Annotated in this window: 21 protein-coding genes; 8 read left to right on the top strand and 13 right to left on the bottom strand. The window is 43.4% G+C overall.

Translation table 11 applies throughout. The features are described 5' to 3' along the window. The coding region (locus VK179_18475) for an RNA methyltransferase (protein HLO60743.1) at window positions 1-530 on the bottom strand (530 nt) is incomplete at its 3' end. A 90-nt stretch (window positions 531-620) separates the two neighbouring features. Here VK179_18475 and sucC point away from each other — a divergent pair. Beyond that, entirely contained in the window at window positions 621-1,808 is a 1,188-nt protein-coding gene (gene sucC / locus VK179_18470; GenBank protein ID HLO60742.1) for an ADP-forming succinate--CoA ligase subunit beta, read from the top strand. On the opposite strand, the gene VK179_18465 is transcribed toward sucC, so the two are convergent. Together VK179_18465 and VK179_18460 are read right to left on the bottom strand one after the other, a co-directional pair. Further along, window positions 1,805-2,014 (bottom strand): CDGSH iron-sulfur domain-containing protein, encoded by a 210-nt coding sequence (locus tag VK179_18465; GenBank protein HLO60741.1) that lies wholly within the window; start codon window positions 2,012-2,014, stop codon window positions 1,805-1,807. The two genes, sucC and VK179_18465, sit on opposite strands and share 4 nt — an antisense overlap. Window positions 2,015-2,016: 2 nt before the next feature. Continuing rightward, window positions 2,017-2,466, bottom strand: coding sequence for a (4Fe-4S)-binding protein (locus VK179_18460; GenBank protein HLO60740.1), 450 nt, complete (start codon window positions 2,464-2,466; stop codon window positions 2,017-2,019). Between the two features lie 134 nt (window positions 2,467-2,600). Here VK179_18460 and VK179_18455 point away from each other — a divergent pair, with 134 nt between their 5' ends. Continuing rightward, complete coding sequence (locus tag VK179_18455; protein ID HLO60739.1) at window positions 2,601-3,209, top strand: DUF4294 domain-containing protein; 609 nt, start codon at window positions 2,601-2,603, stop codon at window positions 3,207-3,209. 509 nt (window positions 3,210-3,718) lie between these two features. Here VK179_18455 and thpR read toward each other — a convergent pair. The 3 genes from thpR to VK179_18440 are packed head-to-tail and all read right to left on the bottom strand — an operon-like array spanning window position 3,719 to window position 6,674. Then, on the bottom strand, window positions 3,719-4,282 hold the full coding sequence (thpR, locus tag VK179_18450) for an RNA 2',3'-cyclic phosphodiesterase (GenBank protein HLO60738.1): 564 nt from the start codon (window positions 4,280-4,282) through the stop codon (window positions 3,719-3,721). Between the two features lie 46 nt (window positions 4,283-4,328). After that, complete coding sequence (locus tag VK179_18445; GenBank protein HLO60737.1) at window positions 4,329-5,741, bottom strand: sugar transferase; 1,413 nt, start codon at window positions 5,739-5,741, stop codon at window positions 4,329-4,331. Between the two features lie 36 nt (window positions 5,742-5,777). Continuing rightward, window positions 5,778-6,674, bottom strand: a complete 897-nt coding sequence (locus VK179_18440; protein HLO60736.1) for a hypothetical protein — start codon at window positions 6,672-6,674, stop codon at window positions 5,778-5,780. Between the two features lie 109 nt (window positions 6,675-6,783). On the opposite strand from VK179_18440, the gene VK179_18435 reads away from it, so the two are divergent. The 5 genes from VK179_18435 (at window position 6,784) to VK179_18415 (ending at window position 12,393) form a co-directional block, all read left to right on the top strand. Then, window positions 6,784-7,425 (top strand): protein-L-isoaspartate(D-aspartate) O-methyltransferase, encoded by a 642-nt coding sequence (locus tag VK179_18435; GenBank protein ID HLO60735.1) that lies wholly within the window; start codon window positions 6,784-6,786, stop codon window positions 7,423-7,425. A gap of 16 nt (window positions 7,426-7,441) precedes the next feature. Continuing rightward, complete coding sequence (locus tag VK179_18430) at window positions 7,442-8,080, top strand: MBL fold metallo-hydrolase (protein ID HLO60734.1); 639 nt, start codon at window positions 7,442-7,444, stop codon at window positions 8,078-8,080. A 55-nt stretch (window positions 8,081-8,135) separates the two neighbouring features. Further along, the gene (gcvP, locus tag VK179_18425; GenBank protein HLO60733.1) at window positions 8,136-10,988 is read left to right on the top strand and encodes an aminomethyl-transferring glycine dehydrogenase; all 2,853 of its coding nucleotides are present in this window, start codon (window positions 8,136-8,138) and stop codon (window positions 10,986-10,988) included. Window positions 10,989-11,090: 102 nt separating this feature from the next. After that, window positions 11,091-11,681 (top strand): sigma-70 family RNA polymerase sigma factor, encoded by a 591-nt coding sequence (locus VK179_18420; GenBank protein HLO60732.1) that lies wholly within the window; start codon window positions 11,091-11,093, stop codon window positions 11,679-11,681. Next, the gene (locus VK179_18415; GenBank protein HLO60731.1) at window positions 11,659-12,393 is read left to right on the top strand and encodes a tetratricopeptide repeat protein; all 735 of its coding nucleotides are present in this window, start codon (window positions 11,659-11,661) and stop codon (window positions 12,391-12,393) included. The genes VK179_18420 and VK179_18415 overlap by 23 nt, the downstream gene beginning before the upstream one ends. Here VK179_18415 and VK179_18410 read toward each other — a convergent pair. The 7 genes from VK179_18410 to VK179_18380 all read right to left on the bottom strand — a co-directional run bounded on the left by VK179_18410 (window position 12,374) and on the right by VK179_18380 (window position 24,099). Then, window positions 12,374-15,223, bottom strand: a complete 2,850-nt coding sequence (locus VK179_18410; protein ID HLO60730.1) for a CHAT domain-containing protein — start codon at window positions 15,221-15,223, stop codon at window positions 12,374-12,376. The two genes, VK179_18415 and VK179_18410, sit on opposite strands and share 20 nt — an antisense overlap. 185 nt (window positions 15,224-15,408) lie before the next feature. Further along, on the bottom strand, window positions 15,409-16,434 hold the full coding sequence (locus VK179_18405; protein HLO60729.1) for an RluA family pseudouridine synthase: 1,026 nt from the start codon (window positions 16,432-16,434) through the stop codon (window positions 15,409-15,411). 10 nt (window positions 16,435-16,444) lie between these two features. Continuing rightward, a complete protein-coding gene (locus VK179_18400; GenBank protein ID HLO60728.1) occupies window positions 16,445-18,310 on the bottom strand; it encodes a T9SS type A sorting domain-containing protein in 1,866 nt (621 codons plus the stop codon). Continuing rightward, window positions 18,310-19,125 carry a PASTA domain-containing protein gene (locus VK179_18395; protein ID HLO60727.1) on the bottom strand — a complete coding sequence of 272 codons (816 nt, stop codon included), beginning with the start codon at window positions 19,123-19,125 and terminating at the stop codon, window positions 18,310-18,312. Before VK179_18395 ends, VK179_18400 begins: the two co-directional genes overlap by 1 nt. Before the next feature lie 90 nt (window positions 19,126-19,215). After that, a complete protein-coding gene (locus VK179_18390; protein HLO60726.1) occupies window positions 19,216-20,514 on the bottom strand; it encodes an NCS2 family permease in 1,299 nt (432 codons plus the stop codon). A gap of 13 nt (window positions 20,515-20,527) precedes the next feature. Further along, on the bottom strand, window positions 20,528-21,619 hold the full coding sequence (locus tag VK179_18385; GenBank protein ID HLO60725.1) for a glycosyltransferase family 4 protein: 1,092 nt from the start codon (window positions 21,617-21,619) through the stop codon (window positions 20,528-20,530). A 17-nt stretch (window positions 21,620-21,636) separates the two neighbouring features. Then, window positions 21,637-24,099, bottom strand: coding sequence for a bifunctional UDP-N-acetylmuramoyl-tripeptide:D-alanyl-D-alanine ligase/alanine racemase (locus VK179_18380; GenBank protein HLO60724.1), 2,463 nt, complete (start codon window positions 24,097-24,099; stop codon window positions 21,637-21,639). A gap of 81 nt (window positions 24,100-24,180) precedes the next feature. Here VK179_18380 and VK179_18375 point away from each other — a divergent pair, with 81 nt between their 5' ends. After that, window positions 24,181-24,873, top strand: a complete 693-nt coding sequence (locus tag VK179_18375) for a YjjG family noncanonical pyrimidine nucleotidase (GenBank protein ID HLO60723.1) — start codon at window positions 24,181-24,183, stop codon at window positions 24,871-24,873. The last annotated feature ends 48 nt before the right edge of the window (window positions 24,874-24,921 follow it).

Below are 24,921 nucleotides of genomic sequence, written 5' to 3'. Positions count from 1 at the left end.
TATTTCAGGTAGAACCTGAAAAATTCCCATAAAACAATTCCCGTGCTGACTGCGACGTTGATCGAATGTTTGGTTCCGTGTTGCGGTATTTCAATTACACCGTCACACAGGTCAACCACTTCCTGGGATACGCCATTTATTTCGTGTCCAAAAATGACAGCGTATTTCTCATTTTGAGAGATTGACAGATCATGCAGCATACAGGCCCCCCGAGCCTGCTCAATGGCGAACACTTTATACCCGTTATTTCGCAGTTCATTTACTGCTTCAACCGTACTTTCCATATATTTCCATTCTACTGATTCGGTGGCACCCAGGGCGGTTTTGCTGATCTCCCTGTGAGGGGGAGTGGCTGTGATTCCGCAAAGAATAATTTCCTGCATCAGAAAAGCATCACAGGTTCTGAAAACAGAGCCAATATTATTCAGGCTCCTTACATTATCAAGAACCACGACCACAGGGTGTTTTGCCGCATTTTTGAACTCCTCAACTGTTTTCCGGTTGAGTTCTTCATTGAGTAATTTCTTCATGAAGTCCGATTAATGAAATCACTGCAATGTTACAAATAGATAAGAAAAAATAGATATTTTCGTAACCTGAAAACTTGAAAAGATCGTCGGATGAATATTCATGAATACCAGGCAAAGGCCATACTCGGTAAGTTCGGTGTTCCTGTTCCCGCAGGAATTGTTATAGATGATGCGAATGAAGCGGTTAATGCGGCTACAGAACTGCAGAAAAAGAATGGTGCAACCAGCTGGGTTGTAAAAGCCCAGATACATGCCGGCGGACGCGGTAAAGGAGGCGGAGTTAAACTGGCTCAGAATCTGGATGAGGTGAAGGAAAAAGCGGGAAAGATACTGGGAATGCAGCTGGTGACTCCTCAAACAGGACCCGAAGGAAAAAAGGTAAGAAAGGTGCTGATCCAGCAGGATATTTATTACCCGGGTGAAAGCAAGATCCATGAATTTTATATGAGTGTGTTGCTCAACAGGGCAACCGGTCGGACCATCATTATGTACTCCACTGAAGGAGGTATGGATATCGAAGCTGTGGCTGAAAAAACTCCCCACCTGATTTTTAAGGAAGAGATCAATCCTGCGGTAGGCATTCAGCCTTTCCAGGCTAGAAAAATTGCTTTCAACCTGGGATTGGAAGGAAATGCTTTGAAGGAAATGACAAAGTTTGTCACCCTGCTTTACAATGCCTATACAGCCAGTGATGCTTCGCTGATTGAAATCAATCCGCTGTTGAAAGCTTCAGACGACCTTATTTTTGCGGCTGATGCCAAGGTTAACCTCGATGATAATGCGTTATACAGGCATCCCGATTATGAAGCGCTCCGTGATATAAATGAAGAAGACCCGGCCGAAACCGAAGCTTCAAAGCATAACCTGAATTTCATCAAGCTGAATGGCAATGTAGGCTGCATGGTTAATGGCGCCGGCCTCGCCATGGCCACCATGGACATTATAAAGCTTTCAGGCGGAGGCCCGGCCAACTTCCTCGATGTGGGAGGTACTGCCAATGCGCAGACTGTTGAGGCCGGTTTTCGGATTATTCTCAGCGATCCGGGTGTGAAAGCCATCCTGATCAATATATTCGGAGGTATCGTTCGCTGTGACCGTGTGGCACAGGGTATTGTGGATGCCTATAAATCGCTTGGCACAATTAAAGTTCCGGTAATCGTGAGATTACAGGGTACCAATGCGGCTGAAGCCAAAGTGCTGATCGATAATTCAGGATTGAAAGTTTTCTCGGCCATTTCCCTGCAGGATGCAGCTGACCTGGTAAAGAAATGCGTTTAATTCGGTACGCCGATTCTTTTGTGAGTTCCGTCGCAGAAAGGCTTTGATGCCGAACCACCGCAGCGGCACAGGTATAATTCCTGTTCGCCTTCGGTTATTTTACCTGATGAATCACGGAAACGGAATATGCCTTTTATAAGTATGGGTCCGTTTCGTTGTATATTGACTTCGGTAGGCTTGTTGCCTGTTGATTTTTCTTCTTCCATAATTATTTACCTGTAAAACCGATCTTCCGGTGAGTGCCGTCGCAGAAGGGCATATCGTTTGATGCCCCGCATCGGCAAAGTGATACAATCTTCATGTGCTTCAGTTCATTTCCCGAAGTATCTACAATCCTGAAATTACCCCGCAATACAATGGGACCATCTTCCATAACACGAACTTCGGCATCAATCTCTGTAACAGCAGCCTGAGCTTCCTGTTCTTTTTCCTTTTCAATTACCTTGTTGTATTCAAAAGTCAGCGCCTGGGTAGGACATAGTTTTACCACCCTGATTATTTCGTCGGTGGGAGCGCCATCCATATTTACCCACGGTCGCTTACGTGGATTGAAAACTTCAATTAGTTCCCTGTAACAGGTTGTAGCATGAATGCATTTTTTCGGCTGCCAGAAAACTGTTATCTCACCGTTCGTATATTTCCTGTCCGTCTTGTCCATTACGGTTTATTGCGGTTTTATGTAAAATTAGCAATTTTATGACCTATTCAAATAACCCGGCAAAACATTGATATCGTTTCTCCGTTAAACTTATTGTCTTTTTCTGGCAAATATTTTGTTATTTTATCTTCAGCATGCCAAGAATATTGCTCATATCCGGTTTGTGCTTTCTGATCAATGCCCTGGCGGGGGCACAGGACACGCTGCACATGGAAATGGGCGGTAACCCGGTTATTGCCATTGTGAACAACGGTGATACTATTTTTACATCCGATCTTCCCCTGGAGCCTGCCGTTATTTCACCCGCCGGAAAAAGAAAAGCTGAAACCAAGGATCTGAGGCAGTATCGCCGGCTTATTTACAATGTTAAGAAGGTTTATCCATATGCCAAGCTGGCCGGAGCCCGTTACGCGGAAGTGATCGCCCACCGCGATTCGCTTGACAGAAAGCGCGACCAGCGCGAATATATCAAACAGGTCGAGGATGAAATCCTTCAGAAATATGAAGCGGAGCTCAAGGAGCTGACAATCACCCAGGGCCGCATCCTGATCAAGCTAATTGACCGTGAAACACGGTATACATCCTATGATGTGGTAAAAGAGCTCAGGGGTGGCTTTGAAGCAACCTTCTGGCAGACCATTGCAAGGCTTTTCGGCTCAAACCTTAAAACCCGCTTTGACCCTGAAGGAGAAGACAAAGCTCTGAATGAGATTATGATCATGATTGAGAAGGGGGAGCTTTAATCAGAAAGCCGTCATTGCGAGGAGCCGGAACAATCATTGAATATACCAAAATCTCATGCGACGAAGCAATCTTCCGGCACAGGAAGAATAAAGCCATTAGCACTGCAAAAATTGATATAAAATTATTCAGGAACATCTCTTGGCAAAGCCCTGCCTGCTCGGGCAGATTGCTTCGCCTCCGCAGGAATCGGAGGCTCGCAATGACGACTTTTCGTAATTCGTTGTATGCTAATGAATAACCCTGAAAGGGTTCAATTTGAATAACCGCGGGTGAAACCCGTGGTACGGTGCTACGATGACAAACACAACTCTGAAAGAGTTGAATAATGCACAATTGAAATTGAACCCTTTCAGGGTTCTTATCTGCTGGCATCAAATCCACGGGTTTCACCCGCGGTTATTCAGATCTCGCTACTTCGTAGCTATTCGTGAAAGCCCATGGTTGTCATATCATTGGGTGATCCTTAAAAAGGTGTTCTTACTCGCAATGACGCGCTCTTTTTATTGATTTACTGGCTCCCCAACCTGAATACCTCTATCGGCGTATATACAGCCCCTGATGGTTTCAGCGTACTTTCGTAATAAATGATTTCTTTAACCTCCTGCACCTGGAATACTTTATCCCTGAACATTGAAATTACTTCGGTGAGCTGATTTACCTGCCTTACCTGTTTTATCCTGCCCAGTGTCAGATGCGGTGAAAACCTGCGTTGCTCAAGTTCATAACCGAAGACAGTCATTTCCTTTTCCAGCCGGGCTTTTAAATTTTCAAGTGTTGTATCAGCCCTGCATCCCATCCAAAGTACTTTTGGATCGTGTATGTTCTTAAACAGTCCAACCCCAGCCAGGATAACCGGGAAAGTACTGAATTCTGCCAGGCTGTTTCTGATTGTTTTGCAAATGCCAGGAATATGATCTTCAGGAGTGTCGCCCAGGAACTTTAGTGTCATGTGAAAATTCCTGTCGGTTATCCAGCTTATATTTTCTGACCGGAGTTTCTGGCGGATAATTTCATACGCGGCGCGCGTCTCATTTTCGGGAGTGATATCAAAGGCAATAAAAGTCCTTTTCATAGTGAATAGTCACCCTGAGACTCCAAACGCCCGGGATGACTTTGTTTTATATTCCTTTTCTTTTTATGATGATGAGTACAGTATAAATAATGATCTTGAAATCCACGAAAAGCGACATGTTATCGAGGTATATCAGATCATATTTAAGGCGCTGTATCATTTGGTCCACATTTTCAGCATAACCGAATTTTACCTGGCCCCAAGAGGTGATGCCGGGCTTTACTTTCAGCAAATGAAGATAGTGAGGTGCTGTGCGGATAATCTGTTCAATGTAGTGTTTCCTTTCAGGACGCGGGCCTACAAGCGCCATATCACCTTTAAGGACATTTAAAAAATTGGGTATTTCATCAAACCTGGATCTCCGCATAAACCTGCCAAAACTGGTTATTCGGTCATCCGATTTTGAAGAAAGTTCCGGGCCGTCTTTTTCTGCATCCACATACATCGATCTAAACTTGTAGATTTTAAAAGGCTTGCCGTATTTACCCACTCTTTCGTGGCTATAAAAAACAGGGCCTTTGGATGTAAGCTTTATTCCTATTGCAAGAAACAGACAAAGCGGAAAGCTGATGATGAGGGCGAAAGCTGCAATTAACCTGTCGAGGAACGTTTTAATGTTCTGTTGCCATGCGGGCATCGGATTGTGTGAAACGGATATCAGCGGAGTTCCCAGGATTGAACTCATTCTCACGCGGCCTGTCAGGATATCGTACAAGCTGGGTATTGCCTTAATTTCTACATCCACGTTCACCAGTTTATTAATGATGAGGTTAATCATATCATGTTCCGAGTACTCGATGGCAATGATTACTTCCTCAACGTTGTTTTCATATATAATATTGTGGATGTCGTCAATTTTTCCCAAATAAGGCAATTTTTTTTCGAGATCAATATTGGTTCCGTTATTAACACTCACAAAACCAATAAATTTATTTCCATTGCTTCTTTTCTGACCAGTCACCTCCTTCCAGGTTTCAAGTGCTTTGGCACTGCTCCCGATGAGAAGGGTGTTAAACCCGATCTTCCCGCTATGAACCTTGTGTGAAGTGATTGTCGTAATAATCAGCCTCGGAATATACGTTGTCATGAACTCAAACAAAAACAGGGTAAAAAATGGTGAAAACGTCCCTCTGAAATCAATAAGATACGACTTATGTATACCAAAGATTATATATATGATGACAGAACCGGTAAAAACGTTGCCTGCAGTCTGCCATAATTCAAGAAGTCGTGATTTCCGGATAACATCATTGTAATATCCGGACAGGAAATAAATTAATAGCCAGATAAAAGGAACTGTAAACAGGCCGATAATAAATTTCTGTGTGAGAGAGCTGAGGTAAGCTGGATCTGCCTGGGTCAAGATATGTTTCCAGTAGAAATAAAATAAACACCATCCAACAATACCGCTAACAATGTCAGAAGCTAAATAAGCTAGTAACTGAAGTCTTCTGTTCATAACATCCCGTAAACCATAATTTTGAAAATAGGAATATCAGGCGAATTGAACAAGGGTTTTTGACACCTTTTCGAGAATCCGGTCTGCCAGCAAAAAAGATTCAAACCCATTGTCATAGATGGACGGGAATGCCGGACCCGAATGGATTAAATTGAAAAAACGTCGTAAATCGTCAGCCAGATAATCTGCTTGCTCTACCTGAAAATTCCCGATAAAGATAGGATTTTCGTTTAGATTACCTGTACGTTTAAGTGTCCAGCCAGTAAGTTCTTTTGTCAGTATATTGTACTTCAGTATGTTATCTTTACATGCCAGTGTAAAGTGATGCAAATTCTGGGTGCCAAGGATGTTACAATAATAATTTACCGCACTGCCATTGTCAAATTCAAGCCTGGCATTTATGATTTCAGGCCTTACTGAAACTATATTCAGTCCTTTTGCCCTTATGTAGGTGTTCCGTGCCCTTATCAGGTCAGCCACCAGTTCCATATCGCCAAGCACAATTTCCTGCATCGTCCGGTTGTTTTCTTCCATCCTGATTTCATGCTGCAGGTCGATCATGCTCATATCTTTCAGATCGGGTAATTTATTCAGAAGATTGTTCAGACCCGATTGCGATGTACGGCCGCATTTAAGAATTACATTGGCTTCGCTGGCCAGTTTGATAAGCTGGCTCACATTGTTCATCGACTGAACTACCGATGGATAAAGGTATACATGTTTTGCACTCCTCAGGGCACGCACTGCCAGTTCAAAAAAGTGGTCACCCTGATCGGTAATGATCAGCGCATCCGATTGTTCGATTATTTTTTCGTTGTGCTTGTTTTCCAAAGGATCCAGCGTGCCTGTAAGTTGGACGTTCTGGATTGCATTAAGAGCATAACTGTGCCTGTTGACAGCTGATAACGAGCCTGCAATTCCTACATTTATCATTCATCCGGCTTTTGAGGCAAACATAGATCATTTAGAAATAGATGATATTTTTTTTAGATCGAACTTATCAACTAATTTTGTTTATAAAACAGCACGGATTACAAGGTATATGGAGGACAGTTTTCAGCACAAAGGCCTGCGAAAGAAGTTGGTTGAGGAAATCAGACTTAAAGGAATCAAGGATGAAAGAGTTTTAAATGCAATCGGAAAAGTTGCAAGGCACCTGTTCATGGACAGCGGATTCATTAAGTTTGCCTATCGCGACCAGGCGTTTCCTATTGATGCAGGACAATCGATCTCACAACCTTTCACGGTCGCTTTTCAGAGTGAACTTTTGAAAACTGAGCCGGGGCAGAAAATTCTTGAAGTGGGCACAGGCTCTGGTTACCAGGCTGCCGTGCTGGCGGAACTCGGCGTTAAGGTGTTTACAATAGAAAGACACAGGGAGCTTTATCTTAAATCGCAGATGCTCCTGAACTCCCTTAATTACAGGGTGAATTTCTTTTACGGGGATGGCTACCAGGGGTTGCCTACCTACGGGCCGTTTGACCGCATATTAATAACAGCGGCAGCACCTGATATTCCAACTGTCCTTCTGGATCAGCTGAAGACGGGAGGCCGTCTCGTTGTTCCTGTCGGCACCGGTAATTCACAGGTAATGACACTTATTGAAAAAACAGGGGAATCGGAGTATAGAAAGACGGAACACGGCTCATTTGTTTTTGTTCCTATGCTCGGAGGCAAACAATAGTAATACTTTTGATAACATGATTAAATTAAAAAATTTCGCATTTAATGAGTTAGGCGTAAATTCTTTCGTATTGTATGATGAAACTTCAGAATGTGTGATTATCGATCCGGGCTGTAATACACCCCAGCAGGAGAAACAACTTACGGGGTTTATCGATGGCAACAAATTGAAACCGGTGGCCATTCTTCTTACCCATGGTCATTTTGATCATATTTTTGGCTTAACCGCCATTAAGACGGCCTATTCGTGTGACCTGGCAATGCATAAAAACGATCTGCCCCTTGTTGAAAATGTCTCCCAGTATGCCGGTATTTTTGGTTTCACGGTGGGGAGAACACCCAAACCCGACCGGTTTATCGATGAAAATGACACTGTACGTTTCGGAAATTCATCCCTTCAAATTATCCATGTCCCCGGCCATTCCCCGGGCAGTATCTGTTTTTATTCGGGTTCTGATCATTTTGCCATCTGCGGTGATGTGCTCTTCAATGGAAGTGTGGGCAGAACCGATCTTCCCGGCGGAAATCACGAATTGCTAATAAAAGGTATCCGCGAAAAATTATTGATCCTTCCGCACGAGACCGTAGTATGGCCCGGCCACGGCCCCTATACAACAATTGGAAGGGAACATGATACAAATCCTTTTTTAAACTGAACTTTGCAATCAATTTTAATCCCGAATTCTTTACCAATCAATGATAAATAAATCAATGAATAACAATCATTTTGTTTTCAGACATATAGGCCCCCGAAAGGCTGATATGGATGTTATGCTGAAAAAAATCGGTGTGTCATCTCTTGATGAACTGATCGATAAAACCATTCCGGCCGACATCAGGCTTAAAAATGAACCGGATGTTCCCGAAGGCATCAGTGAACAGGAATATTACAGCAAAATCAAAAAGATTGCCTCTGAAAATAAGCTGTTTACATCGCTTATCGGTATGGGTTACTATGGAACTGTATTGCCCGCTGTAATTCAAAGAAATATTCTCGAAAACCCTGCATGGTATACCTCCTATACTCCTTACCAGGCGGAAATTTCACAGGGAAGACTTGAGGCACTGCTGAATTTTCAGACTGTTGTTCTTGAGCTTACCGGCATGGAGATTGCCAACGCATCATTGCTTGATGAAGGAACTGCAGCTGCCGAAGCCATGATCATGCTTTATAATTCACGGCCCAAAGAACAGGCATGCAATGGGGTGAATACATTTTTTGTCGACAAAAATATCTTTCCGCAAACCTTAAGTGTTGTAAAAACAAGGGCAACTGCTCTCGGAATTGATGTAATCATCGGAAATGTCATGGATCTTGACCCGGCACAGGTGTTTGGGATACTGATTCAGTATCCTGCCGGGGATGGTAAGGTTACCGATTATCGCAGCATAGTTGAAAAAGCTCATGCTGTAAATGTTCCTGTAGCGGTTGCAGCCGATATTATGAGTCTTGTAATGCTCGTTCCTCCGGGCCAGTGGGGTGCCGATATCGTTATCGGTTCAAGCCAGCGTTTCGGAGTGCCTGTAAATTACGGGGGGCCTCATGCGGCCTATTTTGCCACAAAGGAAGCTTATAAGAGGTATATGCCCGGAAGAATAATCGGTGTAACGGTTGATGTGGATAAAAAGCCTGCATTACGTATGGCACTGCAAACCCGCGAACAGCATATCAAGCGGGAAAGAGCCACTTCAAATATTTGTACGGCACAGGCCCTCCTGGCTACAATGGCCGGAATGTATGCCGTGTATCATGGCCGTGAAGGTCTGTATACAATTGCCTCCTCGATCCACAGCAAAGCGGCCGCTTTAAGGGATGCGCTAACCACCCTGGGCTGCAAGGAACTGAACGGCGAATTCTTTGACACACTGCATGTACAATTACCGTCGGGTGTTACCACAGATACTATCAGGAAAATAGCCCTTGAACGCGAATTCAATTTCAGGTATTTTGAAGATGGAACCCTTGGCATCAGTATGGATGAAACCGTATCGGAAAAACAGGTTCAGACTGTGGCTGATATTTTCGCTTCAGCGCTTTCAAAATCACCTGTAACCGTTATATTAAAAGGAAAAGCACTCGCTGACAGCTTCCTCCGGAGCGATTCATACATGAATCTTACCCTGTTCAGCCGCTATTCAAGCGAAACCGAAATGATGAGGTATATCAAACACCTCGAAACAAAAGATTATTCCCTGGTTCATGGAATGATCCCACTGGGTTCATGCACCATGAAGCTTAATGCTGCCATTGAAATGCTTCCGCTAAGCTGGCCTGAGTTGGGTAATATGCATCCTTTCGTGCCGGTTGACCAGGCAAAAGGCTATCATACTATTTTCTCGGAACTTGGTGATTTCCTTAAAAAGATAACCGGATTTGCCGGGGTATCGTTCCAGCCCAATTCAGGAGCTGCCGGCGAATACAGCGGGTTGCTTGTAATAAAGCAATATCATGAAAGCCGCAACCAGAAACACAGGGATATTGTTCTCATTCCTTCATCGGCGCATGGTACCAACCCTGCCAGTGCTGCCATGGCAGGCTTTAAAGTAGTTGTTGTGAATTGTGATGACAGGGGAAATATTGATGTGGCTGACCTTAGAGCAAAAGCCGAACAGCATAAGGACAACCTTGCTGCATTCATGGTCACCTACCCTTCCACACATGGTGTTTTCGAAAGCGCTATCCGCGAAATGGCATCGCTGATCCATGAATTCGGCGGACAGGTGTATATGGACGGAGCCAATATGAACGCACAGGTTGGGCTCACCAACCCGGTTGCCATCGGCGCCGACGTGTGTCACCTGAACCTTCATAAAACCTTTGCCATTCCTCACGGAGGGGGTGGTCCCGGTGAAGGCCCCATCGCCGTTGCACCTCACCTTGTTGAATTCCTGCCCGGTCACCCGGTGGTTCACCTGGATGGCACCGATGGCATAACCGTTGCATCCGCACCCTGGGGAAGTGCAGGAATCCTTGTGATTTCTCATGCTTACTGCACGCTCCTGGGAAGAGAAGGACTTACTATGTCAACCAAAATTGCCATACTGAATGCTAACTACCTGGCTGCATGCCTTAAAGACTTTTATAAAGTACTTTATACCGGTGCGAACGGTTTTGTAGGACATGAAATGATCCTGGATTGCCGCGGATTCAAACCTCTTTCGGATGTTACGGAAACTGATATTGCAAAGCGCCTGATGGATTATGGATTCCATGCACCCACGCTTTCTTTCCCGGTACACGGAACGCTGATGGTTGAACCCACCGAAAGCGAATCGCTTTATGAACTTGACCGGTTTGCCAATGCCCTGGTTTCAATTTTTAATGAAATACAGTGGATCATACAATCCGGCAACAAAGCAGACAATATGCTTAAGAACGCACCTCATACCCAGCTCAGGGTAATTGCCGATACATGGGAACATTCCTATACGAGAAAACAGGCCGCCTTCCCGGATGCATGGTCGGAGCGCAATAAATTCTGGCCTTCAGTAAGCCGTGTGGATGATGCCTTTGGTGATCGTAACCTTGTTTGTTCATGCCAGCCTATTGATGCTTACAGGTAGTGATTTTTTATACGGAATCTTTGATTATATTTACATGAAGCAACAAAAATTTTTTTTGTAATCAAGGGTTACTTTTTCACATCTCAAGGTATTAAACATTGAATGAGGTCAGGTAGTTTTTCAGATAATGATTTAATTAACGGACTGATCCAACAGGATGAGAAAATCCTGAAAGAATTTTACCGGCTGTTTTTCCAGGGAATCCGAAGGCTTGTAATTTCTAACAGCGGCAGTGAAGCGGATGCACAGGACCTCTTTCAGGACGCCTTGCTGGTTATGTTTCAGAAAAGCAGGCAAAACAAACTGGTGTTGACCTGTTCTGTAGGAACATACCTATATTCGGTTTCGAGGTACCTGTGGCTTAAAGAACTGAACAGGCGAAAGTGGGTTGTGAGGGTAACAGAAAATGAGGATATTATTGACCTTGATGGCGATATTAGTACAATTCATGAAAAAAATGAGCGGCTTTTATTCTACCAAAATTGTTTCGAAAAATTATCTTCCGATTGCAGGAAAGTCCTTGATCTTTTCTCACAGGGCTTGTCAATTGCTCAAATAACGAATCAGATGGGTTATAAAACCGAACAACATACAAAAAACAGGAGATACCGTTGTAAACTCACACTTATAAACAGTATACGATCAGCGTATGATCATCATTTAATCAACCATGCAAACCACCAAACTGATTGAAGAGTACCTTGAACATTCACTTACCCCTGGTGAATGTGAAGAGGTTGAAAGAATGGCTTCCACCGACAGTTCGTTTAAAGATCTTATCGAGTTACACAAAGAAGTGAATGAAGCCATTGCTGACAGGAAACTGGCAAACTTTAACGGCCTGGTACAAAAAATCGGCCGGCAATACACCAAAGACGGTCGAAAAACATTCTTTTCTTCTCCGGTTTTCAGAATTGCCGCTGCTTCTGTTTTTGTAGTTGCATTAGCAGTAGTATTAAAATTCACCGTTTTTGTTGCTGAAAATGACCGTATTTATAAGCTGTATTACACACAGTACAATGCAGATGTAGCTACCCGTTCGGCCCAGGACATTCAGACGCGCTTGGACCAATCTGTGACTCAATATGCAAAAGGTAATTTTCAGGAGGCGCTTACAAACCTCGACCAGGTTATTGCCGCACAGCCCGACAATTATGTAGCCCTGTTTTATAAGGGCCTTACATTGATGGCTCAAAATTCGATGAACGAGGCAGTGGTCTCATTCAGGCAAATACCGGCACAGTGGGATAATCTGTTAAGCGAACAACGCGACTGGTACCTTGCCCTGGCATTGCTTAAAAACGACAGACTGCCTGAAGCGGAAACTGTCTTTAAACAAATTGAACAGAACAACGGGTATTATTCAGGCAAGGCAAAGGAAATTCTCACGAAGCTTTCAGACTGATCTTCCGTTTTCTTCTCATTATTATAACTAGTGAAATAAGGAGCGAAGCTCCGGCAATTCCTGCAATCCATCCGATGTGCCTGGATTTATGCAGTTCAATCGACTGAGTCCTGCCCAATACTATATACCCGGCCCAGTAGTAAGGGTGCGACTTTAAAGGATCGGCGTTCTCAAGGTATTCCAGTTTGGCATTCCGCATGGCTATATCAAGGGATTGATGTTCAGACATCTGTCCATAAAATCCTGTTGAAATTTTTGAACCTGCATCATCGGCTATATTCCATAAGGTAAACACTACGGTTCGAACACCAGTATAAAAGAAACTACGGGCCAGGCTTACAAGTCCTTCACTAAACATAAGCCTCCCATAACCGGTGCTGCATCCGCTAAGAACCACCAGGTGGGCATTCAGTTGCGACTCATTGATTTCATAAGAATATAACCTCCCGTCATCCGTGGTGTCTGTTGCTCCATCCAGTATAAAGCATGACAGACCTGACTGAATGCTGTCTATATCCGTATGGGCGGCAATATGCAGTATATTGAAGCCGGGAGCCTTTTTCTTAAATGCGGTTTCTGTAGCATTCCTGTTTTTGAAAAGTCGTGATCCTTTGTATTTCTTTAAAAAAGAGGCTTCAAACCGAGCTCCGGCCAGATCGGCGAAAAGGCTGTCATTATGTAATTTACTATAGTCGGGTATAAATATACCCATTCCTTTTCCGTGTTTATCCCCGGAATTATCATTTATCAGAAAAGCGGATGAATAGGCGTATGAGATCGGAAATTCCTTTACCAGGTAAGGTAAATCCCTGTAATTTCTGATTGAAGTATCGGGCTTTGATAAAAGTACTTCGAACGGAATCTGGGTCAGATTATCTCCGGGAACTATAATGAGCCGTTTACCGGAAATGTCTTTATAAATAGGTGCTATAAGATAGCTGTAAAGCCAGGATGAGGTTTTAATAAAGTCCCTGAGATCATCTCCTTTTTGATTCAAAGGATTCGTGATTATGTATTTTCTAAGACTATTAAGCTGTTTAATAAAAGTGTTATCAATAACGTCATGGTGCACAAGAAACGTATCCTTTGTAATTAGAAATGTATAAAGTCCCGTATAGGCCAGGTGATATTCAATGAACGCTTCGTCAGGGGCAAGATATTTTACTATATCTTTTATTTTTACAGACCCGTCATTATACCTTAATTTCTCATAACGAGGATAATTTGCTTTTAAAGTATAATTGAGATCGTCACGAAGATTATAGTATCCTGTCAATCGTTCTGTTAAAATATAGGGTATTTTCTTATTCTCTTTCTGAAGCAGGCTTATTTCATGTTCAGCCTGACTTATATTATTTTTCAGCTTTGTATATTTGATCAATAGGGAGTCAGGGATACCTGCTTCTTTCATGTTTTGATCACGCACTGTTCCGGCCAGCAGGATTCTCATTTTGCTTTTTTCAGATGCATAGAATGCTCTTTCAAGATACTCCTGTTTACGTAAGTAATCGAACAGGTATTTTGCATATATCACCGTATTATTAAGTGTTTTTTTCCTGTCATCCACCATTGATAACCCCTCATATTCATGTTCCATGTCAACTGCAAACCGGTCCATAAGTTTTAATGCAAGCTCATTAGCCTCAACGGCGTAAATATCGTTTGTGAGATCATCTGTATTAAACCGGGTGAGAAAAAATGCCTTTGAGGTAAGTACGTCAATCATCGTGTAAAACGGCTTTATCTGATTCGGTTCAGGATTTACATAGATGGATGTATCATTGAAACCTTCAGAGCCTGCTATAAGTGCCTTCTGACAATATTCCAGGCTTCTTCTGTACTTTTTTGTTGTATATCCTTTCAATGCAAGGATACAATAGGTATATTCTGTAGTTAAACTACTTTTATTAAATGTTTTAGTAATGTTGAGCGATTGCTGGCATTTTTCTACTTGATCCTTATATCCATAATAAATTACTTTGTCGAGGTTTGCCATAACCAGTATTTTGCTTAACCGGGCTGATGAACCTTCTTCGGCTTTCCTGATGCACTTGTCGATTATTTCTCTTTTTTGATCCGGATCTTCAATCATTCGTGCTTTGTAATAATAAAGAGCGGAGGGAGATTGGTTATTCCGTTCGTATTCCGGTAACAACACATCAATCAGGGTGACAATATCGCGGTGATCCTCAATAATTATCCGGTTATTTTCAATCTGGTAGTAATAAAGAGCCTCGATGAGCAAATCACTGGTCATATAATACCAGGACGATAATGAAGAATGCTCTTTGAGTATTTTTTGAGCCTGTCTGCAGAATTGCGAGGCAGCAAAACTGTTATAGCGTTTGTTGTTCAGATATCCTTTAAGATACGACAGGATTCCAAAACGATAGTTATTAATCGCATAATCCCTTTTCAGAATCCGGGTGGCATTGTTGAGCCATTTCAATGATTGGTCCAAATCGCCATCAGTAAACAAATTGTACTGGGCTATTACAAGATATACATCAGCCAAATCCTTTTTTAACGGATTCGTAGCGCCTTCCAGGGCTTTGATGCATTCGTTCAGTAAAGGTTCATAGGTGAACTCGCGGTTATTATAACATGAAAATGTAAAACATGACTTAAGGAAAAGAATTTCTTCCGGAGTGGCATTTGAATGAATTGCCTGGTTTAATGCTTTTTGAAACTGATCCCGAGCCTCCGCCGGGCGCAGATCATTATTCAGAATGGAGAAATACCTGAGATGACTGTCTGTTTCAGCGGATACTGTAAATTCCGAATATAAAAGGGCCAAACAGATAACCAGGTATTTTGCAGAATTTAGCATATGAGAAATATCACCCTAAATATAAAGGATAGAACTTGACTTTGCATATTAAATGTGATATCTTGTTTTAAAATAAATAAGACTATGGAAGAAGAAGTATTGAAGGAAGTTGAAGAAAAAGAGTTGGAGGGAATGGTTCCTGATCCTCCCCCGGATCCACCAGACCCGCCAAATCCGCCGAAACCTTAAACTTCCCTGTTAGCCAGGTAATTTTGCCACCGCTGAATTACCTGGTTCATATCGTCAGGCAGGTCCGTGTTAAAAATCATTTCTTTTCCGGTTTCGGGATGTTTGAAACCCAGCGTTTTTGCATGAAGGGCATGTCGTGGCATGATCTCAAAACAATTTTCCACGAACTGACGATATTTTGAAAATACCGTTCCCCGAAGAATTTTATCTCCTCCGTACCGTTCATCATTGAATACGGGATGCTTTATGTATTCCATATGCACCCTGATCTGGTGTGTCCGCCCTGTTTCAAGCCTGCACTCAACAACACTTACATGACCCAGTTCTTCAAGAACTTTATAGTGGGTAATGGCCTGCTTTCCGTTATCACCTTCAGGAAACACCTGCATCTTGAGGCGATCTCTTATATTTCTTCCGATATTCCCTGTAATCGTTCCTTCGGTAGGATCGGGAATTCCCCAAACAATCGCATGGTAAGTTCTTTTTGTAGTATGATCAAAAAACTGGCGGGCCAGTTTACTCAATGCAATCTCTGTTTTGGCAATGACAAGGATTCCTGAAGTATCTTTATCAATACGATGAACTAAGCCGGGCCTGATTTCTCCGGTTTGAAAAAGCGGCAGATCCTTCAGGTGCCAGGCCAATGCATTGACAAGTGTTCCTGTATAGTTGCCATGGCCGGGGTGCACAACCATTCCGGGCTCCTTATTTACAACAATGATATGGTCATCCTCATACAAAATATTAATCGGAATATTCTCCGGTAAAACCTCAAATTCTTCGTTGGGGTAGGGTAGCACAATGCTGATCACATCTTCAGGCTTTACCCTGTAATTAGGTTTTACGGTTGTATTATTGACAAGGACATTTCCGGCCCTTACGGCAATCTGAATTTTGTTGCGCGAAACTTTTTCGAGACGATTGAAAAGGAATTTATCAATCCGGAGCAGTCCCTGTTTTTTATCCACCGTGATCCGGTGGTGCTCATACAATTCGGATTGATCGAGAATTTCCTCCTGCATCCCGGGAAAATTAATGGCGGATTATTATTTTTTGAACGTAAGGGACAGTTTTCCCTGTGTTTACAGTTAAAACATACAGGCCTGATGCAAAAGAAGATACGTCAATCTGCTCAATATTTCCTGTTTGTTTTAAAACGGTTCTGCCGGTTATATCGGTAAGTATTATTCCTGTTACGGTTTCTCCGGATGATATGCTGATGTATTCCGATGCAGGATTGGGATAAACGCTTACATCTGAAATATCCTGATTTTCGGGTAAACCTGTGATAACGTCCCTGCTTCCTACAACTGCCCTCATCATAACAGTTCCCGGTAGCAGGCTTCCTCCCGGGTTAATCCAGTCGCCGGCCAGGTTTACAAATGTCCGGTTCAGGTTATTCCGGTTAACATCATACCCGATATTCAGAAATTCATCGGTAAGCTGCTTCCAGCCTACGTAAATAATTGAATCGGCGATATACAATGCAGAGTCAATCACATACCTTCTGAACTCCGGCATTTGGGTACCGAAGACAGGGGAAAATTCCTGGTCCGACATGTATAACAGATCACCAGGCTTATCGCCTGCATCTTTCCATACACACAATCTGAATTTCAGATAGGCATTGAAATTATTTCTTGCCTTATTGAAAAACATATCGACTGCCTGGAGGGTATCGGGAGTGAACAACCTGAATTTAACCGCAAGCAGAGCGCCGTTCATTGAGGGTCCTTCAATGCCGAATCCGTATTCGGGACTGCCGTCGTCATACACATAGGCATCTTTGAACTCAATTGTAACCTTTGATGTATCATTTGCTTTATACTGTTCTGCAGGAGTATCAAGAAATGCGTACACACGGATGGCTCCCGATTTTGAATTATCGCGCTGAATAAATGGAGCGAAAAACGGATCACTCCTGAAAACCAGTGAATCCGTAGGAAACTCCTCATAAAACAACTCATAATTTTCGCGGTATCCCGTGTTCAGATCCCTTGTGTAGTAACTTCTGCCGATGTTTGAAAAATCGCCTGGCGCCATCATAACCCGCATGTCGTAATTCATGGAATTACGGCCGATAATAGGAGATGCCAGGTTAAGGTGTGACCAGGGAATTGCCTCATACAGGTCGAGCATCTTCCTTGGGATATCAGTTATCGCCACATCATTAATGATCTGATGTGATTGCAGAGAATTCGTGTCAAGTTTGACATAATCTATGTTCCAGCAATCGGCATTGCTTAATGCCCCTTCGCCGCCGCTTACATCGTTTATTGAAATGCTTGTATAGTTTCTGAACCGGAACCTGAAACCGGCAACATACAACGAGTCGGGTACTTCAAGTATTTCCTGCAGAAACTCACTGGGTTCATCCATATTGGCATACCATGCGTTTAGCCATCGATCTTTCGAAGGCTGATAATATTCAACAAGCAGCGAATCATTTCTTTCAGGAACTTCACCTTTCCCGCCACACTGGTAAAAGAAGCTGAGACGAACTTTCTTACCCGTATTTTTGTAGGGTGAAAGATCCAGTGACTGTGAAGTAAGCTGATCCGATGAGGCTGCCCTGTTTGTGAGGGCATATACATCGCCGTTTTCATCAATAGCGTCAAGTGTTGCCACACCTACTGAGATGGGATCAATGGCAAAAGAATTATTGATAAAAGCGTAGCGATCCGACCATTTAGCAGGATCGGGAAATACATCTGACGTTGAAAAATCATCGAAGAAAGGAAGGCTTAACAACACACCCTGTGTCGATTTCAGGGCAACCGGAAGTTTATGCAGGTTTTTTTTAATAACCGGATTTTCATAAAGTCCCCGGAGACTTTGCGCCCGGATACCCGGGCAGAAAATCAGTGAAAGAACTGCTATAAAGAGGCTTTTTCTCATTAATTTTCTACTGAATCAGGCAAACTAATATGAGAAGGCACTTTCGTACTGTCGAGCGTAAGCCATACATCAATCGCCGATCCCATCGGAAGGCTCATGCCCGGTTCGGGCTTCTGCCTGAACACTTTTGCTTTTTGCTCGTCGTCATTGCTTACAACCGACTGGTCATGCACGGCGGCGCCGATGCTCAGGAAACGCTCAGACGCCAGGATATTGGCTTCCTCAAGCGATAATCCGACTAGGTTCGGAACTCCTGCTTCCTCGTCACTCAGCCCTTTACCCAGAACAAGATCAACTTTTGCCCCTTTCACAACTGAGTCGCCCGGTACAAGATTATGTCCGTTCATCCGCTGGGCTAGTACAAGATTCTGGGCTATATCCGGCTCATAGGAAATTCTGCCGATTTTAAGCCCGAAAGATTCAAGCTTGGCACGGGCCTGGATAAATGTAAGGTCAACAAGATCAGGCATGGCAACCCTTTCCGGGTTCATGGCATTCATTGTGAGGAATATCTTCCTGTTCTTCTTAACCATAAAACCGGCACGAGGATGCTGTTCAACCACGGTTCCCCTTTCTTTGTCGCTGAGAAAAACGGAATCGAAGACTTCAATCCGGAAATCCCTCTTTTCAGCCGCATCAATAGCTTCCTGTAGCGTGAGACCTGAGAAATCAGGGACACTTAAATTATGGTTGTGCCTTGTTACAATTTTCAGTGTCTGCATGATGAAAAATGTGCCCACGAAAAGGATCAGTAACGCCAGCAGTATGTTTTTCAATATTATTCTTTCATTGATGTACTGAATAATATTCTTCATTTCCTTATTATGGTTCATATAGAAGTGTGATATGTATTAACGGACAGACAAAGATAAAATTATCCGTAATATGCCTCTGAATAAAACTATTTAAAACAGGTGCTTCAGGATGAAAAAGACAGCAAGGACGAACATTACAAGTGAAACTTCTTTCCACCGGCCAGTAAAAAGCCGGATCATAACATAACTGATCATCCCGAAGGCAATTCCTTCTGAAATGCTGTATGCAAGTGGCATTAAGAGAATAGTAAGAAATACGGGTATTGACTCTGCATAGTCGCCGAAATCAATTTTCTGAATAGGCGCTATCATAAATGAACCGACGATAATTAGCGCGGGTGCCGTTGCAACTCCGGGAATCATTGAAAAAAGCGGAGCAAGAAACAAGGCCAGCAAAAACAGCACTCCGGTTGTAAGTGCCGTCAGACCCGTCTTGCCGCCTGCCTGTACACCTGATGCGCTTTCGATATAAGAAGTGACAGTGCTGGTACCCAGGATGGCCCCGGCTGTTGTACCGACAGCATCAGCGAAAAGAGCCTGTGTAGCTCTTGGTACACGGCCTTTTTCATCCAGTAAATCAGCCTGGGAGCATACACCCACCAGTGTTCCGACTGTATCAAAAACATCCACAAACAGAAAAGTGAATATCACAAGCAGCATTTCCCATGTGAACACTTTGCTGAAATCGAATTTGAAAAAAACGGGCCCCGGTGAAGGGGGCAGGCTTACAAGGCCGCCTTCCGGAATTTTGGTTATGCCAAGAGGTATGCCGGCAATGGCTGTGATGATTATTCCAATAACAAGTGCCCCTTTCACCCTGAACACGAGCAGAACACTTGTAACAAGTATTCCGCCAAGGGCCAGTAATGTATTTGTATTGGTTACACTGCCAAGTGATACCAGCGTGGCATCATTTTTCACAATAATGCCTGCATTGCTCAGACCGATCATGGCAATAAAAAAACCGATACCCACTGAAATGGCATGTTTCAGGTTCATCGGTATGCTGTCAATAATGGCCTCCCTTACCTTAAAGAATGTAAGCAGAATAAATATAATACCTTCAATAAATACGGCAGTTAAAGCCATTTCCCAGCTATAGCCAAGCTGGCTTACTACAGTGAAAGCAAAAAAAGCATTCAGACCCATACCCGGAGCGAGTGCGATCGGAAGATTGGCATAAAAAGCCATTACAGCAATGGCAATAAAGGATGATATGGCGGTGGCTGTAAAAACAGCGCTCCGGTCCATTCCGGTCTGGCTGAGAATATACGGATTAACAGCCAGGATATAGGCCATTGTCATGAATGTGGTTATACCGGCTATAACCTCGGTTCTTACATTGGTGCCATGCTCTTTCAGACGGAAAAACTTCTCGATAGTGTTCATGGGTGTATTCTGTTTAAATCGTTATGTCGGTCAGATATTTTTCAACCCGGTCATCTGTTATTGCACACTCAAATAATTGTTCAACACGCATTCTCCCGTTCTTTCCCATTGCTTCCCTCTCTGTAGGGTGAGACAGTAGCCATATTATTTTTTCAGCCAGGGACGCTGCATCAATCGGACTAACAAGCAAGCCGGTTTTAGTGTCTTCGATGATCTCGGGATTGCTGCCTGTATTGAATGCGATCACAGGTTTTCCCGCAGCCATCGCTTCAATTGTAACATAGCCGAATCCTTCCCACAGAGAAGGCAAAATGAATATATCGGTTGAATTCATGAAAGGCCTGATGGATGAAACAAATCCCATGAAATTTACCTGTTCTTCAATCCCCTGTATCCTGGCTGCATTTTTAAGATTCTCAAGCTCGGGGCCCTCACCGGCAACTAACAGCGTAAAATCCTTTCCGTTCTTTTTCAGAACAGACATGGCTTCGATCAACAGGGCATGCCCTTTTTCAGCCGATAACCTGCCGGCGGTACCGAGGATAATTTCATTTCCTTTTCGCTCGTAAAGTTTTTTTGCTGAATCCTTATCATAATCCCCCAGGTGAATGCCATTGTATAGAATCTTAATTTTTTCAGGCGGGAACAGCTTTTTATTGTTTTTCAGAATGGAATGTTTTGTTTCCTCTGAATTCGCAATCATGCCGGTAATCACATATTTAAACAGGAACCTGTTCAGAACGCTGTTTTTAACAGGTTTTGCATTCCCTCTGCGGTATATTACCGATGAAATGCCGGCCATTCGGGCGGCTAAACCTGCCGATTTCACATCGGCCGAAAAATTAAGCACGACGCGGTCGGGGTTGACCTGCCTGAAAACGGAAATCAGTTTTTGTAAGGCAAAAGGATTGAGGAAACTTAGGTTGGTGATGTAGGCCGGAATTACTTTAATACCTGCATCCACAGCCTTTTTATATAACCCGGTGGTAGTGCCTGTCATTATATAAACGGTATGTCCCTTGTTTTTCAGCATCTTTGCCGCGTCAAAATGCCATTTTTCCCCGCCTCCCCATTGTTTATTTGTATTTACGAATATGATTTTCATGGAACTGAATGATGCGGTTATTCGTAAATATAAATTCTCTTCACCCTTTCGGATACACCAGTGAGAATTTCATACGGGATGGTGTCAAGCTTCTGAGCCATATCGGTAATTGAGTTTCCTTCGCCGAAAATGATCACTTCATCGCCTTCTTTTGCTCCAAGGCCTGTTACATCAAGCATTGTCATGTCCATGCAAATATTTCCGATTGTCGGAGCGAATTTTCCATTCACTCTGAATGAAAGCTTACCGTTTCCGGAATGACGGTTCAGACCGTCTGCATATCCAACCGGTATAATGGCAATGAGTGACGGTGATGTTGGTTTACCCTTTCGCCCGTAACCGACCGTTTCGCCCGGATTCACCGGTTTTATCTGAAGAATGGTAGTTTTAAGTGTGCTTACATTCCGTAATTTTTCCTGGTTTGTGCTACTGACGCCATAAAGTCCGATCCCCAATCTGACCATATCAAATTGCGCTTCAGGAAAACGCTCGATACCCGAAGTGTTCAGGATATGCCGGATAACAGGATAACCCAGTTTTTCAATGATTCTGTCCGACATGGTTTTGAATGTGCTGATCTGTTCATGGGTGAAGGAATCAAACTGATTTTCATCGCTTCCTGCCAGGTGTGAAAAGATCGAACACACCCGGATGTTTTTATGCTGAGCCAGTTCCCCACAAAGCTGATCGGTTTGAGTTGACAGGAATCCCAGGCGGTGCATACCGCTGTCGATCTTGATATGCACAGGATAATTGGTTTCCTGGTTGCGTATTACGGCTTTTTCAAAAAGGCTTAGTATGCCGGAACTGTAGATCTCGGGTTCAAGCCGGTTCCGAATCATGATATCAAAAGATTCGGCTTCAGGATTCATAACCATAATGGGAAGATTGATTCCTGCTTTTCGCAGGCTTACCCCTTCATCGGCAATGGCCACGCCAAGGTAATCGACCCTCTGGAACTGCAGGATTCCGGCAATTTCATGCCTGCCGCTTCCATAGGACAGCGCTTTAACCATAACCATAGTTTTGGTTCCCGGTTTCAGCAGTGATCTGAAATAATTCAGGTTATGGATCATTGCATTGAGGTTGATTTCAATGCGGGTTGTATGTTTCTTCTGTTCAAACAGCGCGGCTATCCTTTCAAATTCAAAACTCCTTGAACCCTTCAGCAAAATGGCTTCATTGTTGAAATCATCAGCATTGAAACCCTCAATGAATTGATCTGTGGTTTCATAAAATGTTGCCGGAACGCGGAAAAATGCCGCACTTTTTGAGATCATAGGACCGATGCCTGCCAGGCGGGTTATACCCTCGTCACTTACCATCCGGGCCACCTTTTTATACAGGTCGGTGTGTTTTCTTCCGCTTTGCAATATATCGGAGAGGATCAGTGTTCTGTTCCTGTGCTGTATCTGGTGGCTTAACACATCAAGGGCAATGGCAAGCGAGCTCAGGTCGGAATTATAGCTGTCGTTTATGAGAGTGCAGTTATTTATGGCGCTTTTCTGTTCAAGTCGCATGGCAACAACCGGTAATTCAGCCATCCTTGAAACGATAGTATCTCCTGGGATGCCCTTCAGTATCATGTATGCAATGCAATGCATGGCGTTTTCAACCGATGCGTGATCGGTAAAGGGAATGGTAATATCAAGATGTGTATCTTTCCATTCAGCCGCAAGTAAGCTCTTTCCTGACTCTGTTCGGGTATGGGTAACATTTACATCTCCTTTCCCCTTCAGTGACCATGAAAAAAGCCTGATATGCGAAAGCCCCGGATTATTGAGGATTCCTTTTATTACCGGTTCATTGTCGGCGCAGCAGACTAGTTCTTTGCAGCTGGCAAATAGCTTAAGCTTTTCAGTGATTTTTTCATCACTGTTTTTGAAATTCTCGCTGTGAGCTTCACCAATATTGGAGAAAATGCCGGTGTCCGGTGAAATCATCCGTTCAAGTTTCTCCATTTCCCCGGGTTTTGAAATACCGGCTTCAATAATCGCAAGCTCTGTATTCTCATCCAGCAGCCATAGCGAAAGCGGCACTCCAAGCTGTGAATTGTAGCTGCGGGGACTCCTTGTTATATTGTATATACCGGAAAGGCAGTGAAAAAGCCATTCCTTGATAATGGTTTTACCGTTGCTTCCGGTAATGGCAGTAACCTGGCAGTTAAAGGAATTGCGGTGATGACGGGCAAGGTCCTGCAAAGCTTTCATGGTGTCAGGTACCTTAACAAATCCCGCCCCGGGAAAGTCTTCCGGCGGGCAATTATCGGAGACCATGAAGGCTCTTACACCACGACTATAAAGATCACGAATATACCTGTGTCCATTATGCTGCTCTCCCTTAATGGCAATAAAAAGCGAAGTAATAGATACCGAAGCGGCCCTGCTGTCGGTCACAGGAGATTCAATAATCAGATCATTTTTTCCAATAACCGTTCCTTTTGTTATATCTGCTATCGTACTGAGTGAATACAAAGCCATAATTTTAATGATTTGCGGCAGTATTTTACCTTTGTAGAAAGATAAACTCTGCAAATATAAATGCAATAATTCATAATTATCTTGAAGACATATAAACACCTTTTCTTTGATCTGGACAATACGTTGTGGGATTTCAAAGCCAATGCACGACAGGCCTTTTACGATGTGCTTAAACAACTCGATTTACTCGCACGAATTCCTGATTTTGAGCAGTTCATAAGCCTTTATGAAAAATATAATGAGCATCTGTGGATCGAGTACAGGAAGGGCAAGGTAAAAAAGGATCAGATGCGGATTGAGAGGCTCGTGCTCACATTTAATGAGCTGAATATTCATGATGATGAGTTATCAGAGCGGGTAGGAGACCTGTATTTAAAGACAGCCCCGTATAAAACAGCACTCTTCCCCGGGGTGCATGAGACACTTCAATACCTCTCAGGCAAATATAAACTCTATATTCTCACGAACGGGTTTTCTGAAATACAGATAAAGAAAGTGACCAACAGCGGGCTGAGTGAATATTTTACAAAGCTGTTCATGGCCGAAATGGTAGGAAATCAAAAACCTGACAGGAGGTTTTTTGAATATGCCATCAAGTCGGTTCATGCCCATAAAAGCGAATGCCTGATGATCGGTGATGATCCGGACGCGGATATACGGGGAGCCTGGAACGCGGGAATCGACCAGGTTTACTTCAATACGGGTAAAAAACCCTGTAATGTGGTACCTACGTGGGAGATAGCTGAGATAAGGGAATTGATGGGGATATTATGAGAGTAGGGAGTAGGGAGTAGGGAGCAGGGAGTCCCTCCCTACTCCTTA

The sequence above is a fragment of the Bacteroidales bacterium genome (genome assembly GCA_035299085.1).
In the GTDB taxonomy this organism is placed as follows: Bacteria; Bacteroidota; Bacteroidia; order Bacteroidales; family UBA10428; genus UBA5072.
The sequence above is the reverse complement of the archived record's forward strand: the minus strand, read 5'-3'. Positions and strand labels throughout refer to the sequence as shown.

Bases quoted from the DNA above. Each gene is read 5' to 3' on its own strand.
- VK179_18390 (HLO60726.1), bottom strand. From the start codon at position 20,514: ATGAACACTATCGAGAAGTTTTTCCGTCTGAAAGAGCATGGCACCAAT.
- VK179_18445 (HLO60737.1), bottom strand. From the start codon at position 5,741: ATGAACAGAAGACTTCAGTTACTAGCTTATTTAGCTTCTGACATTGTT.
- VK179_18420 (HLO60732.1), top strand. From the start codon at position 11,091: ATGAGGTCAGGTAGTTTTTCAGATAATGATTTAATTAACGGACTGATC.
- VK179_18460 (HLO60740.1), bottom strand. From the start codon at position 2,466: ATGGACAAGACGGACAGGAAATATACGAACGGTGAGATAACAGTTTTC.
- thpR (HLO60738.1), bottom strand. From the start codon at position 4,282: ATGAAAAGGACTTTTATTGCCTTTGATATCACTCCCGAAAATGAGACG.
- VK179_18405 (HLO60729.1), bottom strand. From the start codon at position 16,434: ATGCAGGAGGAAATTCTCGATCAATCCGAATTGTATGAGCACCACCGG.
- VK179_18465 (HLO60741.1), bottom strand. From the start codon at position 2,014: ATGGAAGAAGAAAAATCAACAGGCAACAAGCCTACCGAAGTCAATATA.
- VK179_18440 (HLO60736.1), bottom strand. From the start codon at position 6,674: ATGATAAATGTAGGAATTGCAGGCTCGTTATCAGCTGTCAACAGGCAC.
- VK179_18455 (HLO60739.1), top strand. From the start codon at position 2,601: ATGCCAAGAATATTGCTCATATCCGGTTTGTGCTTTCTGATCAATGCC.
- gcvP (HLO60733.1), top strand. From the start codon at position 8,136: ATGAATAACAATCATTTTGTTTTCAGACATATAGGCCCCCGAAAGGCT.
- VK179_18435 (HLO60735.1), top strand. From the start codon at position 6,784: ATGGAGGACAGTTTTCAGCACAAAGGCCTGCGAAAGAAGTTGGTTGAG.
- sucC (HLO60742.1), top strand. From the start codon at position 621: ATGAATATTCATGAATACCAGGCAAAGGCCATACTCGGTAAGTTCGGT.
- VK179_18385 (HLO60725.1), bottom strand. From the start codon at position 21,619: ATGAAAATCATATTCGTAAATACAAATAAACAATGGGGAGGCGGGGAA.
- VK179_18380 (HLO60724.1), bottom strand. From the start codon at position 24,099: ATGGCTTTGTATTCACTCAGTACGATAGCAGATATAACAAAAGGAACG.
- VK179_18410 (HLO60730.1), bottom strand. From the start codon at position 15,223: ATGCTAAATTCTGCAAAATACCTGGTTATCTGTTTGGCCCTTTTATAT.
- VK179_18400 (HLO60728.1), bottom strand. From the start codon at position 18,310: ATGAGAAAAAGCCTCTTTATAGCAGTTCTTTCACTGATTTTCTGCCCG.
- VK179_18430 (HLO60734.1), top strand. From the start codon at position 7,442: ATGATTAAATTAAAAAATTTCGCATTTAATGAGTTAGGCGTAAATTCT.
- VK179_18415 (HLO60731.1), top strand. From the start codon at position 11,659: ATGCAAACCACCAAACTGATTGAAGAGTACCTTGAACATTCACTTACC.
- VK179_18395 (HLO60727.1), bottom strand. From the start codon at position 19,125: ATGAAGAATATTATTCAGTACATCAATGAAAGAATAATATTGAAAAAC.